Raw genomic sequence first — 17,294 nt, 5'->3', positions numbered from 1 at the left:
AGTGTCAAGGTCAAGACGTACGCTCCGGACGATATCCGGTGGGGGATGGGAGAACCCCCGAATGACGAACGGGGCCCCGGACCGTGATGGTCCGGGGCCCCGTTACGAGCCGCTGATGCGGATCAGTGCTGCGACTTGTCGGGCAGCTGGGCTGCGCCGTCTCCGTTGCCGTGGACGCGCTCCTGGTACTCGCGGAGCGTGTTCCGCAGCTCGAGCTCGGCCTCGTGGTGGGCGGCCTCGAGAGCGGCGGCCTCGTCGGCCGGGTCCGGGCTCCACCAGCTGCCGGAGCCGGGCTTGCCGGCGGTGCCGAGCTTGTTCATCCGCTTCGGAACCGGGGCGGCCTGGTACTCCAGCGGAATCGGGTGGCCGTGCTCGTCCACCGGGCCGAGCGGCTGGTGGATCTCGATGTACTCGCCGGTCGGCAGGCGACGGACGATGCCCGTCTCGATGCCGTGCTCGAGCACCTGACGGTCGCTGCGCTGCAGACCCAGGCAGAACCGGTACGCGATGTAGTAGGCGAGCGGCGGGAGCAGGACGAGACCGATGCGGCCCATCCAGGTCGTCGCGTTGATCGAGATGTCGAACTTGTACGCGATGATGTCGTTGACACACATGATCGTGGCGACGGCGTAGAACGCCAGGGCCATGAACCCGATGCCGGTGCGGACCGGCACGTCGCGCGGACGCTGCAGCAGGTTGTGGTGTGCGTCGTCCTTCGTGAACTTCTTCTCGATCCACGGGTAGACCGTGAGCACGACGAACACCAGGCCCATGATCAGCGCGATCCAGAACGGCTGCGGGATCGTGTACCGGCCGAACAGGTACAGCTCCCAGGCGGGCCAGATACGGGCCATGCCGTCCGTCCACATCATGTAGATGTCGGGCTGCGAGCCGGCGGACACCTGCGACGGGTTGTACGGGCCGATGTTCCAGACCGGGTTGATCTGCAGCAGGCCGGACATCAGGGCGAGCACCGCGAAGGTCATCGCGAAGAAAGCACCCGACTTGACGGCGAAGACCGGGAGGATACGAACGCCGACGACGTTCTGCTCCGTGCGGCCGGGGCCGGGGAACTGCGTGTGCTTCTGGTACCAGACCAGCGCGAGGTGCGCGGCGATCAGGGCCAGGATGATGCCCGGGACGAGCAGCACGTGCAGGACGTAGAAGCGCGGGATGATCAGCTCACCCGGGAAGTCGCCACCGAAGATCGCCCAGTGCATCCACGAACCGATGATCGGGATCGAGAGCGTGATGCCCGAGAACGCGGCGCGGAGGCCGGTGCCCGAGAGCAGGTCGTCGGGGAGGGAGTAACCGAAGAAGCCTTCGAACATCGCCAGGATGAGCAGCAGCGAGCCGATCACCCAGTTGGCCTCACGCGGACGCCGGAACGCACCGGTGAAGAACACGCGCAGCAGGTGGACGACGATCGACGCTGCGAACATCAGTGCTGCCCAGTGGTGGATCTGTCGCACGAACAGACCACCGCGGACCTCGAAGGAGAGGTTCAGGGTCGTCTCGTAGGCGCGGGACATACCCACACCGCGCAGCGGCGTGTAGACGCCCTCGTAGATGACGTGCGCCATCGAGGGGTCGAAGAACAGGGTGAGGAAGATACCCGAGATCAACAGGATGACGAAGCTGTAGAGCGCGATCTCACCCAGGAGGAAGGACCAGTGGGTGGGGAACACCTTGTTGATCTGGCGGCGGATGCCCGCGGACAGGTGGTAGCGAGAATCGAGATTCTCGCCGATCTGTGCGGCGCGGGACGGGGTTGCAGTACTCACGGGCGACGCTCCCAGAATGCCGGGCCGAGTGCCTCGATGAAGTCACCGTTGGCGACCAGGAAGCCCTCTTCGTTCACTGTAATCGGAAGCTGCGGCAGTGCGCGAGCAGCGGGACCGAAAATCGGCTTGCCGTACTCCAGCGCATCGAACTGCGACTGGTGGCACGGGCACAGGATGCGGTGCGTCTGCTGCTCGTAGAGCGAGGTCGGGCAGCCGAGGTGCGTGCAGATCTTCGAGTACGCGAAGTAGTCGCCGTAGTTGAAGCTCTCCTGGCCCTTGCGCTTGACGACACGCTCGGTGTCCTCGGTGCGCAGGCGGATGAGCATGACGGCGTTGCGGATGCCGCGCAGGCTCTGCAGCAGAGCGTGGTCGTCACCGCGATCGGACTCGCGGAACGGGAACACCGTCTCCATACCGCCGGCGTCGAGGTCCTCCGGGCGCACCAGGACGATGTCCTGGGGGCGGCCGGTGTCGCGACGCAGGTAGATGGTCTCGCCGGGGTAGCGCGGAGTCCAGCCCGACACCCACAGCGACGACTGGTCACCCTCGGCCCACGGATTCTTGATCAGGCCGCCGAGCGGCATGATCAGACCGAGGCCGAGCGCGCCACCACCGAAGATCGCGGTGCGCTTGATCAGCTTACGGCGCGGCAGGGTGGACGTCTCGAGCGAGTCGGAGAGCTCGGCGACGATCGTCTTGCGATCGACCTCGGGCGAGCCGCCGTCGTGCCGATCCTGGATCGACACCTCCTCGGGGATGAACTTCTTGGTGAACTGCACCGCGCCCACGCCGATGCCGAGGATGGACAGACCCAGGGTCAGTCCGAGCATCGGGGTGTAGAGGCTGTACCAGCCGTAGTTCTCGTCGCCGATGCCCTGGTACTCCCATGGCCAGAACAGGTAGATCGCGATGAACGCGACACCCGCGATGCCCGCGAGGGCGAACCAGAAAGCGACGTTGCGCTCGGCCCGCTTCTCGGCACGCGTGCCTTCGACGGGCCAGCGATCCTTGCGGAACGCGACGTCGACGCCGTCGAGGTTCGTGCCGAGCGTGACGAGATCGTCCCGGCTCATCCGGTCGAGATCTTCGACCGTGTGCTTGTTCGGCGTTTCGCCGCCACTCATGACCTTGCTCCGATCCACAGTGCAGCGCCGACGACGGCGACCATGCCGACGACCCACATGGTCGGCCCTTCGGCACCGGGGCCGAAGCCGCCGAGCCCGTAGCCACCCGGGTCTCTCGTCTCACTGGCGGACTTGATGTACGCGATGATGTCCTTCTTCTCCTCGACCGTCAGCTGACGATCGGAGAACTTCGGCATGTTCTGGGGGCCGGTGAGCATCGCGGTGTAGATCTGCTGCTCGTTGGCCGGATCCAGGTTCGGTGCGAACTTGCCGGACGAGAGCGCGCCGCCGCGTCCGGTGAAGTTGTGGCAGGACGCGCAGTTCTGGCGGAAGAGCTCCGAACCGCGTCCGATGTCGTTGCCGCGCAGTGACGACTGGGCGATCTCGCCGTTCTCGTCGCGGATGACCGTCGGGCCTCCACCGTTGGCCTGGATGTACGCGCCGAGCGCGTCGGTCTGCGCAGCGTCGAACTTCGGGTCCTTGCGGAGGGCCTGGGCCTCGTTGCGCATCATCGGCATGCGGCCCGAGGAGACCTGGAAGTAGACGGCGGCCTCGCCGACACCGATGAGGCTGGGACCGCGGTCCTGGACGCCCTGAAGATTGACACCGTGGCAGGTCACGCAGGAGGTCTCGTAGAGCTGCTGACCCTCGCGGATCAGAGCGCTCTGGTCGTCCTGCGCTGTAGCCACCTGCGGGGCAGGTGTCAGTGCGGAGGCGATGAAGCCTGCGCTGAGGAGACCGAGCGCAAGGACCAACGCTCCGGTGACGCGCCGGCGCATCTTGCGCTGGCGGCGGGACTTCGCAGCATCGGCTGCAGAGGATCGACCGGGCATGTCACCCTCGGAGGCGAGAGGTGGGGATGAACTCATCTGTATCCCTTTTTTTATGTCGGGACGGACTGGACGTCAGGGGGCTGCCTGGGCGTTCAGCTGGCTAACGGATGAAATAAATCGTGGCAAACAGCGCGATCCAAACGATGTCGACGAAGTGCCAGTAATACGAAACGACGATGGCCGCAGTGGCCTGCGCAGGCGTGAACTTGCTGACCTTCGTGCGGAACAGCAGGAACACGAATGCGATGAGGCCGCCGATGACGTGCAGGCCGTGGAAACCGGTGGTCATGTAGAACACCGAGCCGTACACGCTGCCGGGGATGGTCGTGCCGTCCTTCACCAGGGTGATGTACTCGTAGCCCTGACCGAGCACGAAGAAGGTGCCCATGCCGAGGGTGATGATGTACCACCGTCGCAGGCCGAAGACGTCGCCGCGCTCGGCGGCGAAGACGCCCAGCTGGCAGGTGAAGGAAGAAGCGATCAGCACCATGGTGATCGGTACCGCCAACCACAGGTTCAAGTGGGTGGGCGGGGGCGGCCACATGCCCTCCGGGGCCTGTGCCCGTGCCACGAAGTACATGGCGAAGAGCCCTGCGAAAAACATGAGCTCACTGGACAACCACACGATGGTGCCGACGCTGACCAGGTTGGGCCGGTTCAACGAGTGCACGCGCTGTGTGATTGCAGATCCTGAAGTCCCTACTGCGCTCGTCACGCTGGCTAGTATGACCCGTCGTAGTACGTCTTGGGCAATCGGGGCCGAAATCGGCGCGTCCGTGCAGGTCCCGGACCTGTATTTCTCCAGGTGGGCACTCGGTGGCGGGTGCTCGGTGGGGTGTCACACGGGACATTTCGGAGGGTCGCGGAGGTCACGTGCGATCGTGGTGACATGAGTACCGGAAAGGGTGTTCGGGGGTGGCTGCGGTCCCTGATCGGTCGGCGCAGCGAACCGCTCGACGCGAACCGGCCCGACCTGGTCGTGGTCGTCTCGTCCTTCGACGACGCGGAGGCGTGTTCGACGGCGCTCGAGCGTGCCGCCGAGGCGACACCTGTGTGGCAGGCCGAGGACGAGGCGGTTCTGCGGCACCACCTCGCCCTGCCCGCCGACAGGGTGGACCGGGCGGCGGAACTGGCCGGGCAGGACGGCTACGTCGTGGCCGGGACCGGCGACGGGAACGTCCCAGCCGCGGCCGTCGCGGGCGCCTCGGTGATCCTGCAGCGCGTGCAGGTCCTCGATGCACTGCACTGTGCGCAGGAGAAGTCGCGCATGGCCTCGCTTGCCCAGCGGCTCGGTGGAACGGCCCTGGGATGGGACGCTCTGCAACCGCAGGATTCCGCTGGCTAAGCTGACCGGTCGGAGGGCACGCCGGTGCCCGGTGAGGAGCGAGATGCGGCGAGGGCAGGTGCGATGAACGCGACGCGAGACGCGGACGAGGTGACGCAGAACTGGCCCTCCGTCCTGGGAGTGCTCACGGCCGGGCAGAACCTGTCCGCCGCGGAGGCGCGATGGGCGATGAGCGAGATCTTCTCCGACAACGCCACTCCCGCTCAGATCGCGGCCTTCGGTGTCGCTCTGAAGATGAAGGGCGAGACACCCGAGGAGGTGCGGGCACTCGCCGACACGATGCTCGACTACGCCCGGTTGGTCCCGGTCGACGGTGACGTGGTCGACGTCGTGGGCACCGGTGGCGACCGGGCGAACACCGTCAACATCTCCACGATGGCCTCGCTGGTCGTCGCCGCAGCGGGTATTCGCGTGGTCAAACACGGCAACCGCGCCGCCTCGTCCAAGAGCGGCGGCGCCGACGTGCTCGAAGCGCTCGGAGTGCACATCGATCTCGGACCCGACGAGGTGGCCCGCTCGGTCGCCGAGGCCGGGATCGGATTCTGCTTCGCGCCGGTCTACCACCCGGCGCTGCGTTTCGCGGCCGCACCGCGCAAGCAGATCGGCATCCCGACGGTCTTCAACGTCCTCGGCCCGCTCACCAATCCGGCCCGCCCGAGCGCCGGCCTGATCGGGTGCGCCTTCGAACCGCTCGTCCCGACCGTCGCCGGTGTGCTCGCGCAGCGCGGCAATTCGGCGCTCGTCGTCCGAGGCGACGACGGTCTCGACGAACTGACCACCTCCACGACCTCGCGCGTGCACGTCGTCCACGGCGGCGAGGTCCGGGTCGTGACGCTCGATCCGCGCGATCTCGGTATCGAACGGGTTCCGCTCGAGGCACTCCGCGGAGGCGACGCCACGGAGAACGCGGCGATCGCGCGGGCGATGCTGGCGGGGGAGACAGGGCCGGTGCGCGATGCCGTGCTCCTCAACGCCGCCGGGGCAATCGCGGCTTTCCGGGGCGTCGACGGCGTTCTCGAGGATGCCCTCACGGCCGGGCTCGAGACGGCGGCAGAGGCGATCGACAGCGGCCGGGCCACGGCCGTCCTGGAGCAGTGGGCCGAGGTCACCACGCGGCTGGGTGCCGGTTCCGGACACAAATGACCGGAGAAGAATAAGGACACACGAACGACGGGCCCGCACTGCATCGGTGCGGGCCCGGCGGTCGTCGGTGGTGCTGCGGGGTGTCAGTTCCCGATCGAGAAACCGGCCTCGACGTCGGCGCTCGAGTACGACTGGAATGCGATGTGGGTGACGGTCTTCGTCACGCCGTCGATCTTGTTGATGCCCCGGGTGACGACCTCCGCGATCTTCTCGTGGTCGCGGACCCGGACCACGGCCACGAGGTCGACGTCGCCCGCGCAGGAGTACACCGTGTCGACACCGTCGAGGTCGGCCACCGCTTGCGCGGTCTCGGGGATACGGTTCGCCTCGGCATCGATCAGGACGATCGCGTTGATCATGGGGTCTCCTTCAACCTTCCTCGGGGATTGCATCAGCCTAAGCGGTGCGGGTCGTCGGCGGAGAGGAGCCTGCGGACCGCGCGGGCGTCGCGGGCGAGCTCGGCCCACGTGCTCCACCGGCCCGCACCCCGTGTCGGTTCGCACCAGCCCTCGCTCGCCCGGACGATGCGGATGCCCTCGCCGTCGAGCCAACGTGCGACCAGACCGATCTCCTCCGGGGACGCGCCCCGGAGCGGGCCGGGTGACGGCCGCACCGTCTCGGCCGCGGCGACGATCGCCTCGACGACGGGCATCGGGCGCACACCGCGCGGTGCCACTCCGGCGGACGCGAGACGACCGGCGCGCACGACGGCGAACTCCCACCCGCCCTCGGCCCGCGGTCGCGCGGCGACGAGTTCGTCGACGGCCGCCAGCGCCGCGAGGCGTTGCGTGCGCCGCAGCGCGACGAGGGCGGCGGCGAGGCGGTCGCGGAGGCGGGCGGCGTTCTCGAACAGCTGGTCGCGCACGAGGGCGTCGAGTCGCTGCTGCGCCGATTCGACGGCGTCGTCGGCGGTTCCGCGGACGACCGCGCGCGCACGCTCGACCTGGGCTGCGTAGGCGGAGGCGTCCTGGACCCCGAAGGCGGCTGCGGCGCAGCCCCCGACCGCGACGGGCGGGCAGCGGTCGCCGTGGCGGGCCGTACGGCCGATCCTGCGCGTGCACGTGCGCAGACCGCACATCTCCGCGAGCAGTGCCGCGACATCCGCGGCGTCGGCGCGCACCGAGAACGGGCCGACCGAGTCGGGTCCGGGGGTGCGGCTCACGGCGAGGCGCGGGAACGCCTCGTCGGTGAGGATGATCCACCAACCGCGCATCGGATATTTCGACCGGCGGTTGTAGGGAGGGGTGTGGGCCGCGATCAACCGGAGTTCGCGGACGCCGGCCTCGAGCCCGTGGGCGCATTCGACGTGATCGATGCGTGTGGTGAGCGCGACCATCTCGCGCAACCGCGGTCGCGTCTCGGAGCCCGTGAAATAGGTACGGACACGCCGGTGCAGGTCGACCGCCGTGCCGACGTACAGCACCTCGTCCGACGGGCCGCGGAACATGTAGACACCCGGTTTGCGCGGCAGATGCGCGGCGAGTGCGCGTTTGGCCCTCTGCTCGGCGGTGACCACCGGCATATAGTCGCGCAGTTCGGTGAGGCTGTGGACGCCCTGGTTGCCGACCCGTTCGATGAGGGCGTGCAGGACGTCCACGGTGGCGCGTGCGTCGTCCAGGGCGCGGTGGGTGGGCACGGTGGAGACCCGGAACAGTTCGGCCAGCGCGGACAGCTTCACCGACGGCGCTTCGTCGCGTCCGAGGACGCGGCGGGCCAGCTTGACGGTGCACAGCACCTGGAAGCGGGGCCACGCGAGTTCGCACTGCGCCGTGGCCGCCTCGAGGAAGCCGACGTCGAATCCGGCGTTGTGTGCGACGAGCACCGCTCCGGACGCGAATTCCAGGAAGGCGGGCAGCACCTCCTCGACCTTGGGCGCCGCATAGACCATCGCGGTGGTGATGCCGGTGAGCTGCACGATGTACGGGGGGATGGGTCGCCCCGGATCGACGAGGGTCGCGAACTCGCCGAGCACCTCGCCCCCGCGGATCTTCACCGCGCCGATCTCTGTGATGGCGTCCTCGGCTGCCTTCCCGCCGGTCGTCTCGAGGTCGACGACGACGAAGGTGGTCTCGCGCAGCGGAGTGTCGAGCTCGTCGAAACCGAGTTGCACGCCGAGGGCGGATGGTTGCGGCGAGGTCATGCGGCAGAGCCTAGGAAGCGTCACCGACACGCCGTCGAGCGGGCTTCGGAGCGGGGTTCGGAGCACGGGGAGACGAGGATCACACTGCGTTCTTTTCGGCTCGATGAAGGGTAAACGGAGGCCGGAGAACAGACCGATCGGCCTCCGGGAACGACAATCCGGCGAATCGGGCGCATCGCCTCGTCGACGGTCGATGAGTCAGCGTGCCCTGACCTGGTTCTTCCGGAAGGAACTCGGGTGAAACGGGCGCCGGGCCTCTCCCGAGCGGAGGTGCGCCGGACAGTGGCCGTTACCGCGCCGTTATCGGACCGTTGCCCCGCGACGGCATTCCTCCAGGGGTGGGCCGAGAAGGTCGGGTCGCCCGGCAAGGCGGTCGACTTCACCGATGCCGTTTCGTAATCTTTTCGAGACCGAGCGGAGAGTTTCCGCCCCACCCCCGGGTCGGAGCCGCACGGTTACCGCCTAATCGCTTCTCCCGTCTGCGGGAGCGGTGAGCCGGGGACCCACACGTAGTACTCGGGGTGAATCCCCTCCGCTGCTCGCGGGGAGGGGTAGGGCTGATCTTCCGGCCCGAACCCGTCAGCTAACTCGGTCGGCGGGTGAACGGAAGAAACGGAGAACGTCCCCTCGTGGTTTCGAACAACAGCACGCGCACCGTCCGGCGCGCACTCGTCGCCGGTGCCATTGCTCTCGGAGCAGTCACCGTCTCGGCCGGCCCGGCGATGGCCGAGCCGATCAACATTCCCGGTGTCGGAACGTTCGACCTCCCGGCCGGTGTGACCGTGCCGCCGGAGATCGCCAACATCGTTCCGCCGGCCCCCGAGGCCGCCCCCGCGCCTCAGTCCGGTTCCTTCACCGCCCCCTTCAGCTCTGTCGGCCAGCGCGCTGCCGACGCCGCGCAGTCGAAGATCGGTGCCCCCTACGTCTACGGCGCTGCCGGCCCGAGCTCCTTCGACTGCTCGGGTCTCGTGCAGTGGGCCTACAAGCAGGCCGGTCTGAGCGTCCCGCGCACCAGCTACGAGCAGGCCTCCGCCGGTGCCCCGGTGGACGTCGCGGCTCTGCAGCCCGGGGACGTCGTGTCGTTCTACGGCGGCAGCCACACCGGCATCTACATCGGCGGCGGCAACATCGTGCACGCCTCCACCTCGAGCCAGCCGGTCAAGATCGCACCGCTGAACTCGATGCCCGTCGACGGCGCCCGTCGCTTCTGATCGGTCGGCGCCCGTCGCTTCCGATCGGCTGAGCACCCCGCTCCAGCGCCGACGCACTGCCCGAGGAGGGTGGGTCCGGTACGTACCGGACCCACCCTCCTCGTGTGTCTGCACGTCCTTTCCGATGCAGGAACTGCTTGCACAAACGACCGCTGCGTGGGAGGGCTACTCGCAGGTAGACACAAACCTATGCAATTCCGTAACCTGATCGAGACCTTTGGGAAAGGATGCGAGCCCACGTGGTTTCCGACAGGACGAAGCACCTCGTACGAGTGCAGGACAGGCGACGGACCGGCCGTCCGGCGCTCGTCGTAGCCCTCGTGATGATGGTCCTCGGTTTCACCCTGGCGCCGGCGACGGCGCAACCCGCAGGGGAGAGCCCGGCAGCACGCCTCGAGCACCTCGCGGATCTGTCGCGTCGCAGCGAACAGGCCACCGAGGCGTTGCACGCCGCCGGGGCGGATCTCGAAGCGAAGGTCGCTGCGCAGCACGAGGCCGAGGTGCGTGCCGGCCAGGCCGACGACGCGCTCGGCGCCGCTCGCGCCGAGATCGCCCGCTTCAAGCCCACCGTCGACAAGCTCGCGCGGGCCAACTACCGCGGTGCGCGCACCAACCGGCTGTTCGCCGTCATGGTGAGCGACTCGCCCCAGCAGATGCTCGACCAGATGGTCCTGCTCGACGTCCTGGGCGAGCAGACCTCGCGTGAGGTCGAGGGCTTCCGGGCGGCCACCGCCGCTGCGGCCGAGGCGGCCGTCGCCGCGCAGCATGCCGCCGACGAGGCGCGTGCCGCCGCCGAGCAGGCCCAGACCCTCCGCGACGAACTCCAGCGGCGACAGGCCGAACTCGAGGAGCAGATCGAAGGGGTCCTGAACGCCTTCGAGGCGCTGAGCGACGCGGAGAAGGCCGAACTCGCCGGCACTCCCTTCCCTCCGGGCCTCGACGCCGAGAAGATCCTGCAGCACCTCGTCCCCGGCAGCAACGGCGCCGCGCTCCGCGCCGCCCTGTCGCGGATCGGCTCGCCGTACGTGTGGGGCGCGACCGGCCCCGACCAGTTCGACTGCTCGGGACTCATGGTGTGGGCGTACAACCAGGTCGGCAAATCACTGCCCCGGTCGAGTCAGGCCCAGGCGCAAGGCGGCATCCCCGTCTCCCGCGACAATCTGCAGCCCGGCGACCTCGTGATCTTCTACGACGACGCCTCCCACGTCGGCATGTACGTCGGCGATGGCAACATGGTGCACGCGTCGACCTTCGGTGTGCCGGTGAAGGTGCAGTCGATCGATCGCTTCCCGTTCCACAGCGCCCGGCGGTACTGACCGGGTAGAGGCGGGATCGCAGCCGGTGGGCGAGGGCGTACGGGACCACCCTCGGACACCGACCTAGACTGACGCGGTGCCCGCGCGATCGCCCTTCACCGCCGGTACCCGCAAGTGGGAACGTCTCGGCCTGGCCGGGCTCGTGGTCGCGCTGGTCACGGCAGGACTGCTGCTGGCCGTCGACCCGGTGGACACCGACGACGCCGACAGCCGGGTACGGGCCGAACTGCAGGTCGTGCTCGACGACTGGGCGCACGCCGTCCGGACCGGCGACGACGGGTCCCTCGCGGAGTTGATCGACGACGCGTCTCCGGAACTCCTCGACGCCGAACGGGAGCGGATCGCGGCGATCTCCGCCGTTCCCCTCGCCGATCTCGGCTACGAACTCGCCTCCGAACCCGCGCTGCTCCTGCCGCCCGAGACGATCGCCCGGTTCGCGGCCGACGAGGTACGGGCGCACCGAGTCCACCTGCGGTACGCCGTGGACGGAATCGACGACATACCCACCCGGCGACCGGTGACCGTGCTGTTCGTCCACCGGCCGCAGGGCTGGCGGATCGCCGACGACGCACCCGATCTCGCCGGGGCGCAGACCGTCACCTGGCGAGGGCCCTGGGACCACGGCAGCCTCCACCTCGCGACCGCGCAGACCGAGGGTGGTCGCTCGCTCGTGATCGGACACCCGGACAACGCCGCCTTCGTCGACGACCTGGCAGGCGAACTGCCGTCGGTGGTCGAGGCTGTCGACGACCTTTGGGGCGATTCCTGGCCGCGACGCGCACTGGTGGTCGTGACGTCCTCACACGAGGAGTTCTCGCACCTCGTCGGGCCACGACACGACGGCGACGACATCGCGGCCGTCGCGGTCTCCGACGATGTCGACCACGAGCGCGGGATCGCCACCGGGCAGCGCATCGTCTTCAACCCGGCCGCGAGCGACCGGCTGGACGACACCTCCCGCCGGATCGTGCTCGCGCACGAGACGGTGCACGTCGCCGCACGCGCCGGCACCGTGGACGGCTCCCCGATGTGGGTCCTCGAGGGCTTCGCCGACTACGTCGGCCACCGCACGGCCGCGGAGGGCCTCGCCACCGGGCCGGTCGACGTGCAGCGGATCGCGCCGACGCTGACCCGGCAGGTACGGGCGTCGGGTGCACCGACGTCGCTGCCCGCCGACGGCGACTTCATCGGCGACCGGTCGACGCTCGCCTACGAGAGCTCCTGGTCGATCGCCGCGTACACCGCGGACCAGTTCGGACACGACACGCTCGTCTCCCTCTACCGCGCCCTCGCCGCGGGTCCCGTCACCGACGAACACCTCGACGACGTGCTCACAGACCTGCTCGGCGTCGACACCGCCGGCTTCGTGGGCGGTTGGGGTCGCTGGCTCGGAGAGCGCATCCGCGACATCCGCTGACCGGGACGGTCCGGGCCGGGCCCATCGGCACCGTCCGGAGCTCGGGACCCGTCGGCGCCTTCCCGTCGCGCTGCTTCTACGGTGGTCCCATGTCGCGGACCCTGCTGGTGACGAACGATTTCCCGCCCCGACCGGGGGGCATCCAGTCCTATCTGCACGCCTTCGCGAACCAGCTGCCGTCCGACGACCTGGTCGTCTACGCGCCGCGGTGGCGCGGCGACAGCCATGTGAAGTTCGACGCACGAGTCCCCTTCGAGGTCGTCCGTCATCCCACGACACTGATGCTGCCGACACCCGACGTCGCGCGACGGGCCACGCGGCTGCTCACCGAACACGACTGCGACACCGTCTGGTTCGGAGCGGCTGCACCGTTGGCGCTGCTGGCGCCCGTGCTGCGCCGCGCCGGCGCTCATCGCATCGTCGCCAGCACCCACGGCCACGAGGTGGGATGGTCGATGCTTCCCGCCGCCCGGCAGGCGCTGCGGCGGATCGGCGAGCACACCGACACCGTCACCTACGTCAGTCGTTACACGAGGGGGCGGTTCGCCTCGGCATTCGGCCCCGAAGCGGGTCTCGAACACCTGCCGTCCGGGGTGGACACCGACGTCTTCCGGCCGGATCCGGCGGCCCGCGCCGAACTGCGGGCACGTTATGGTCTCGGCGACCGGCCCACCGTGCTGTGTCTGTCGCGCCTGGTGCCGCGCAAGGGACAGGACGTGCTCATCCGCGCGCTGCCCGCGATCCGGAAGCGGATCGACGGTGCCGTCCTCGTCATCGTCGGCGGCGGACCGTACGAGTCGCGCCTGCGGGAGCTCGCGCGCCGCACGGATGTCGAGGAGCACGTCGTATTCACCGGCACCGTGCCGTCGGCCGAGCTCGCCGCGCACCACACCATCGCTGACGTGTTCGCGATGCCGTGCCGGACCCGCGGCGGCGGTCTCGACGTCGAGGGCCTGGGCATCGTGTACCTCGAGGCGTCCGCGACCGGGGTGCCCGTCGTGGCAGGCCGGTCGGGTGGTGCCCCGGAAACGGTGCGCGACGGTCGCACCGGCTACGTCGTCGACGGCACCTCCGTCACAGCCGTCGCGACCGCGGTGTCCGGTGTCCTCGCCGATCCCGATCGTGCCGCCGCGATGGGCGCGGCCGGTCGAGAGTGGGTCTCCAGCGATTGGAGATGGGACGTCCTGGGCGCAAGATTGCGCGGTTATCTCGACGCCTCGGCGCCCCCGAACGAGACGGTGACGCCGTCGGCGGGGTGACCGGACGGGCCGCCGACGCGATATGTGAAGCTGTTCTGCGTGAGCAGCATTCAGGTGGCGGACCAGACCTTCGTAGCGGCGCCTCCGGAGCGTATCGCCGAGGAGGTCGCGGCCCTCGATCGGTGGCGTGCATGGTGGCCCGATCTCGTACTGACCGTGCGGGAGGACCGAGCCGAGAAGGGCATCCGGTGGACGGTGTCGGGTCCGCTCGACGGAACGATGGAGGTGTGGATCGAGCCGGTTCTCGACGGCGCGGTGATCCACTACTTCCTGCACTGCGAGCCGGCCGGTGTCGCGCCCGAGCGGGTGGCGGGTCTCGACCTCGCGGGAATGAACCGTACGCGCCGGGTCCAAGGGAAGGTGATGACCTTCGAGGTCAAGCAGCGTCTCGAGGCCGGTCGTCCGGCAGGTGAACCGCCGCGACACTGAAGCCACCGAAGGAGCGTCGTCCCGATACCGTTGTTCCCACGGTGTGTGATAGACCCTCGGGGCGGGACTGATCGGTGCACACCCGAGGGACCGAGAAAGGGAGCCGTCACCACATGGCCGAGAAGACGAAGAGGTCGATCACCATCGACGCGCCGGCCGAGCGTGTCATGGAGGTCATCGCAGATTTCGATGCCTATCCGACGTGGGTGTCGGCGGCGAAGACCGTGGAGGTCGTGGAACATCGTCCCGACGGCCGCGCCGAACGCGTGCGCTTCGTCCTCGACGCCGGCATCGTCAAGGACACCTACGTCCTGCGGTACAAGTGGGCGTCCGACAACCGTGCCGTGAGCTGGGAGCTCGAGAGCGGTGAGATCCAGAAGGCCCAGTCCGGTTCGTACGTGCTGACCGAGGCCCCCGGCGGCACCACGGTCGTCGACTACCAGCTCACCGTGGATCTCACGATCCCGATGATCGGTCTGTTCAAGCGCAAGGCGGAGAAGGTCATCACCGACACCGCGCTGAAGGAACTCAAGAAGCAGGTGGAGGGCTGAACGTCCGGCACGCCCCGGCCCGCGTGCGATGGTTCCTCGGAAAGGGCGGCGCCGGGAAGACGACCCTTGCCGCGGCCGAGGCGCTTGCGACCGCCCGTGCGGGAGAACCCGTGCTCGTCGTGTCCATCGACCGGGCGCACTCCCTCGGCGACGTGCTCGACCTGCCTCCGGCCACGAACCGGGACGCCGGCGCGACGGACATCCGCACCGTCGAGGACAACCTCGGCATGGTCGAGATCGACTCGCTGCAGTTGCTCCGCACGCGCTACGCGGTCCTCGCCTCGATGGCGGCGCTCGCCGGGACGCACGAGCACGCAGACCAGTTCGACCTGCCCGAGCCCGACGAACTGACCGGGCTTCCCGGCGTCGAGGAACTGCTCGTGCTCGCCGAGGTCGCGCGACTCGCGGACAGCGGACGGTGGGCTCTCGTCGTCGTCGACGCCCCGGCCTCCGCCGACGCCCTGCGCACCCTCACCGCGCCGCGCACGGTCTCCGATTCGCTGGAACGGATCTGGCCTCAGCACAGCCGGGTCGCGGCGGCCACCGGTCCGGACCCCCGCACGGGTGTCTTCGTCGCGCTGTTCGATCGGTTGCTGTCGGGGATCACCGCGGTACGCGACCTGCTCGACGATCGCGGACGCAGCGCCGCGGTGATCGTGGCGACGCCCGACCGCGCCGGTCGTGCCGAGCTCGCACGGGTGCGATCGTGGCTCGCCCTGTCCGGCATTCGCGTCGACGCGGTCGTCGTCAACGGCGTCGTCCCCGCGGTGGGCGGTTCGGGTGCGGCTGCACGGCTGCTGGCCGATCAACGGGCCGCGCACGAGGCGATCGTCGCCGAGATCGGGGCGGCCGTCACCGACGTTCCCGTGATCGTGTGCGAGCGCCGTGCTGCGGAGCCGGTAGGGTTGGCAGCTCTGGAGGAGCTCGCCACGGCGCTCCGCCGCGATGCACTCGTTCCCTCGTCGGAGACCGACGAGCCGGTCCGGGTGCAGCAAGAATCGGGAACGGGGGTGGAGTCGGTGTACGCGATGCGCATGTACCTGCCGCTCGCCGATCCCGCGTCCCTGACACTCGGACGGATCGGCGACGACCTCGTCGTCGGCGCCGACGGCATGCGACGCCGGGTGCGACTCGCCTCGGGGCTGCGGCGGTGCACCGTCTCCGATGCCGAGTTCGACGGAACCGATCTGGTGGTGCGATTCGTACCGGATCCGGCGGTGTGGCCGCTGTGAGGGACGACCACGAAGCCCTGATCTCCGAGTTGTTGTTGCTCGCCGACGCCGTGCTCGACCGCGTCGAGGGCACGGTGCAGCAGTTCGTCGCCGCGACCGGCGACGCGTCGGCTCATACCGCCCCCGATACCGCGACCGGTTCGACGGCGCCGGGTGACGCCGAGGCCGCGACCACCCCGAACGGGTGCGCGTGGTGCCCGCTCTGTGCCGCCGCAGCCCTGGTTCGCGGCGAGAACCACGAACTGGTCAGCAGGCTGGCGTCGAAACTGGCGGCATTGATCGCGTTGCTGCGGAAGTTCCTCGCGCAGTTCCTGCCCTCGACCGGTGGCGTCCCGCCCGAGCCGACCCCCGATCCGCCGACACGGGATCGTCCGGCCTTCGAGCCGATCTCCGTCAACCTCCGCACGTGAACACGCACGACCCCGGGCTCACGGTCGGGATCGACATCGGGGGCACGAGCATCCGCGCGGCAGCCGTCGACCGTAACGGCGACGTCGTCGACAGTGTGCGCACGCAGACGCCGTCCTCCGCGGTCGCCCTCGAGAACGCGCTGCACCGGCTCGTCGAGCATCTGCGTGAGCGCAACGACATCGGCGCGGTCGGGCTGGGGGTCGCGGGTTTCCTCACCGAGGACCGCACCACCGTGCGGTTCGCACCGCATCTGCCCTGGCGCGATACGCCGCTCGCCGAGACGCTCACCGAACGCTTCGGGTTGCCGGTCGTTCTCGAACACGACGCCAATGCCGCGGCCTGGGCCGAGTACCGCTTCGGCGCCGCCGCGGGCAGCACGATCGCGGTGATGGTCGCGCTCGGAACGGGCATCGGCGCGGCCCTGCTGCTCGACGGCAGGATCTATCGCGGTGCCTACGGTGTGGCGCCCGAACTCGGTCACCTGCAGGTCGTGCCCGACGGGCGGCCCTGCCCGTGCGGCAAGCAGGGATGTTGGGAGAGGTATTGCAGCGGAACGGGTCTCGTGGACACGACCGTCGAGATGCTCGCGGCCGAACCCGGGCGGTCCGTTCTCGCGGGCGAGATCGCCTCGGATCCCGGATCGCTCACCGGCCGGCGGGTCGCCGGTGCGGCCCACGACGGCGACCCCGTCGCTCTCGCGGCCTTCGACGATTTCGCCCGCAGGCTCGCGCTCGGACTGGCGCTCGTCGCCGACGTCTACGACCCCGAGCTCGTCGTCATCGGGGGAGGGGTCTCCGGTTCCGCGCCGTTGTTCCTCGACGCCGCGCGCGAGCACTACGCGGCCGTGACCACCGGCGCCGGCCATCGTCCTCTCGCGCGCGTCCGGGTCGCGCAGCTCGGCGACGCCGCCGGGCTCATCGGTGCCGCCGATCTCGCCCGATCCGCGATCGAAACCTCACGACCGCCGCTGTAGTCGAATTCCACTGGAGGTGAGATTCGCCGGAGGTGAGATTATCGTCACGTCGACGTTGAAAGGGTGGGGTCGAGCACTGGGGCGATGTGCGAGGGGCAGTCGCGTCGTCGTAGAGTCGACCGGCGG

17 protein-coding genes and 1 riboswitch are annotated in these 17,294 nt (G+C 69.2%); of the genes, 11 read left to right on the top strand and 6 right to left on the bottom strand.

The annotated features are described in order from the left end of the window. Positions 1-122: 122 nt before the first annotated feature. The 4 genes from RBB84_RS09890 to RBB84_RS09875 form a co-directional block, all read right to left on the bottom strand. Entirely contained in the window at positions 123-1,784 is a 1,662-nt protein-coding gene (locus RBB84_RS09890; RefSeq protein WP_024101297.1) for a cytochrome bc complex cytochrome b subunit, read from the bottom strand. Beyond that, the gene (locus RBB84_RS09885; protein ID WP_006550010.1) at positions 1,781-2,908 is read right to left on the bottom strand and encodes a ubiquinol-cytochrome c reductase iron-sulfur subunit; all 1,128 of its coding nucleotides are present in this window, start codon (positions 2,906-2,908) and stop codon (positions 1,781-1,783) included. Before RBB84_RS09885 ends, RBB84_RS09890 begins: the two co-directional genes overlap by 4 nt. Beyond that, positions 2,905-3,741: a cytochrome c gene (locus tag RBB84_RS09880; protein ID WP_183079267.1), complete on the bottom strand. Its 837-nt coding sequence runs from the start codon at positions 3,739-3,741 to the stop codon at positions 2,905-2,907. Before RBB84_RS09880 ends, RBB84_RS09885 begins: the two co-directional genes overlap by 4 nt. A 100-nt stretch (positions 3,742-3,841) precedes the next feature. Continuing rightward, positions 3,842-4,456: a heme-copper oxidase subunit III gene (locus RBB84_RS09875; protein ID WP_006550008.1), complete on the bottom strand. Its 615-nt coding sequence runs from the start codon at positions 4,454-4,456 to the stop codon at positions 3,842-3,844. Positions 4,457-4,630: 174 nt separating this feature from the next. Here RBB84_RS09875 and RBB84_RS09870 point away from each other — a divergent pair, with 174 nt between their 5' ends. Beyond that, positions 4,631-5,086, top strand: a complete 456-nt coding sequence (locus RBB84_RS09870; protein ID WP_006550007.1) for a hypothetical protein — start codon at positions 4,631-4,633, stop codon at positions 5,084-5,086. Positions 5,087-5,149: 63 nt separating this feature from the next. Further along, the gene (trpD, locus tag RBB84_RS09865; protein WP_019289774.1) at positions 5,150-6,229 is read left to right on the top strand and encodes an anthranilate phosphoribosyltransferase; all 1,080 of its coding nucleotides are present in this window, start codon (positions 5,150-5,152) and stop codon (positions 6,227-6,229) included. Positions 6,230-6,312: 83 nt separating this feature from the next. Here the strand turns inward: trpD and RBB84_RS09860 are convergent, their stop codons facing one another. Next, entirely contained in the window at positions 6,313-6,588 is a 276-nt protein-coding gene (locus RBB84_RS09860) for an Lrp/AsnC ligand binding domain-containing protein (RefSeq protein WP_006550005.1), read from the bottom strand. Positions 6,589-6,620: 32 nt separating this feature from the next. After that, positions 6,621-8,369: a DEDD exonuclease domain-containing protein gene (locus tag RBB84_RS09855; protein WP_033097588.1), complete on the bottom strand. Its 1,749-nt coding sequence runs from the start codon at positions 8,367-8,369 to the stop codon at positions 6,621-6,623. A gap of 449 nt (positions 8,370-8,818) precedes the next feature. Then, positions 8,819-8,983: riboswitch (cyclic di-AMP (ydaO/yuaA leader) on the top strand. A gap of 15 nt (positions 8,984-8,998) precedes the next feature. On the opposite strand from RBB84_RS09855, the gene RBB84_RS09850 reads away from it, so the two are divergent. The 9 genes from RBB84_RS09850 to RBB84_RS09810 all read left to right on the top strand — a co-directional run bounded on the left by RBB84_RS09850 (position 8,999) and on the right by RBB84_RS09810 (position 17,168). Continuing rightward, the gene (locus RBB84_RS09850; RefSeq protein WP_024101293.1) at positions 8,999-9,580 is read left to right on the top strand and encodes a C40 family peptidase; all 582 of its coding nucleotides are present in this window, start codon (positions 8,999-9,001) and stop codon (positions 9,578-9,580) included. Positions 9,581-9,852: 272 nt separating this feature from the next. Beyond that, complete coding sequence (locus RBB84_RS09845) at positions 9,853-10,896, top strand: C40 family peptidase (RefSeq protein ID WP_006554173.1); 1,044 nt, start codon at positions 9,853-9,855, stop codon at positions 10,894-10,896. A 76-nt stretch (positions 10,897-10,972) separates the two neighbouring features. After that, positions 10,973-12,313, top strand: coding sequence for a membrane protein (locus RBB84_RS09840; RefSeq protein ID WP_033097589.1), 1,341 nt, complete (start codon positions 10,973-10,975; stop codon positions 12,311-12,313). A gap of 89 nt (positions 12,314-12,402) precedes the next feature. Continuing rightward, entirely contained in the window at positions 12,403-13,572 is a 1,170-nt protein-coding gene (locus RBB84_RS09835) for a glycosyltransferase family 4 protein (protein ID WP_006554171.1), read from the top strand. Between the two features lie 39 nt (positions 13,573-13,611). Beyond that, positions 13,612-14,001 (top strand): hypothetical protein, encoded by a 390-nt coding sequence (locus RBB84_RS09830; RefSeq protein WP_024101289.1) that lies wholly within the window; start codon positions 13,612-13,614, stop codon positions 13,999-14,001. A 113-nt stretch (positions 14,002-14,114) separates the two neighbouring features. Continuing rightward, a complete protein-coding gene (locus RBB84_RS09825; RefSeq protein WP_006554169.1) occupies positions 14,115-14,552 on the top strand; it encodes an SRPBCC family protein in 438 nt (145 codons plus the stop codon). Positions 14,553-14,575: 23 nt separating this feature from the next. Next, positions 14,576-15,784 (top strand): ArsA-related P-loop ATPase, encoded by a 1,209-nt coding sequence (locus RBB84_RS09820; protein WP_006554168.1) that lies wholly within the window; start codon positions 14,576-14,578, stop codon positions 15,782-15,784. Beyond that, complete coding sequence (locus RBB84_RS09815) at positions 15,772-16,194, top strand: hypothetical protein (RefSeq protein ID WP_033097590.1); 423 nt, start codon at positions 15,772-15,774, stop codon at positions 16,192-16,194. Before RBB84_RS09820 ends, RBB84_RS09815 begins: the two co-directional genes overlap by 13 nt. Then, entirely contained in the window at positions 16,191-17,168 is a 978-nt protein-coding gene (locus RBB84_RS09810) for an ROK family glucokinase (RefSeq protein ID WP_006554166.1), read from the top strand. Before RBB84_RS09815 ends, RBB84_RS09810 begins: the two co-directional genes overlap by 4 nt. Positions 17,169-17,294: the final 126 nt, after the last annotated feature.

It is taken from the genome of Rhodococcus sp. D-6 (assembly GCF_040256695.1).
Lineage (GTDB): Bacteria > Actinomycetota > Actinomycetes > Mycobacteriales > Mycobacteriaceae > Rhodococcus > Rhodococcus pyridinivorans.
This window is presented reverse-complemented; position numbering and strand designations above follow the sequence as displayed.